This window comes from Acinetobacter sp. MF4642 (genome assembly GCF_002018925.1).
GTDB lineage: Bacteria > Pseudomonadota > Gammaproteobacteria > Pseudomonadales > Moraxellaceae > Acinetobacter > Acinetobacter johnsonii.
The window spans coordinates 1-866 of sequence record NZ_MVON01000085.1; the positions used below are offsets into that span (position 1 = coordinate 1).

2 protein-coding genes are annotated in these 866 nt (G+C 56.0%); both read left to right on the forward strand.

Translation table 11 applies throughout. From position 1 onward, the window contains the following. The coding region (locus tag MF4642_RS17245) for a hypothetical protein (RefSeq protein ID WP_227518573.1) at nt 1-183 on the forward strand (183 nt) is incomplete at its 5' end. Beyond that, the coding region (locus MF4642_RS16550) for a Calx-beta domain-containing protein (protein ID WP_202971253.1) at nt 153-866 on the forward strand (714 nt) is incomplete at its 3' end. The genes MF4642_RS17245 and MF4642_RS16550, both read left to right, overlap by 31 nt.

Consider the following 866-nt stretch of genomic DNA (forward strand, 5'->3'; position numbering starts at 1 on the left):
GTCCCGACCATCAGCGTGGGTAACAACACTCAAGTTGAAGGCACGAACCTGGTTCACACCGTGACCTTAAGCAACCCATCGAGCACCGCGCAAAGCTATGGGATCAGCTTAACGGGCAACACCGCGACGGCAGGCACTGATTTCGACAACACTTGGCCAATGCGGTGTTTAGCAATGGCGTGACTTACGATGCCGGCACCGGCCAAATCACCGTGCCTGCAGGCGTGACCAGCTTCACCGTGGGCTATACAACCACGCAAGACAGCATCCATGAGGCAGACGAAACCACAACCTTAACCATCGGCGGATCCACCGGTACCGGCACCATCACCAATGACGATGCGGTCCCGACCATCAGCGTGGGTAACAACACTCAAGTTGAAGGCACGAACCTGGTTCACACCGTGACCTTAAGCAACCCATCGAGCACCGCGCAAAGCTATGCGATCAGCTTAACGGGCAACACCGCGACGGCAGGCACTGATTTCGACAACACCTTGGCCAATGCGGTGTTTAGCAATGGCGTGACTTACGATGCCGGCACCGGTCAAATCACCGTGCCTGCAGGCGTGACCAGCTTCACCGTGGGCTATACAACCACGCAAGACAGCATCCATGAGGCAGACGAAACCACAACCTTAACCATCGGCGGATCCACCGGTACCGGCACCATCACCAATGACGATGCGGTCCCGACGATTTCAGTCAACAACGTGACGGCAACCGAAGGCACCGATCCGTATGAAGTATTTACGGTCAGCTTAAGCAATCCAAGTTCAGGTCCGATCGTATTTAACCCAACGCTGAGCAATGGCACAGCGATCGTGGGCACCGATACCGGCACGGCATTGGAATACAACAACGGC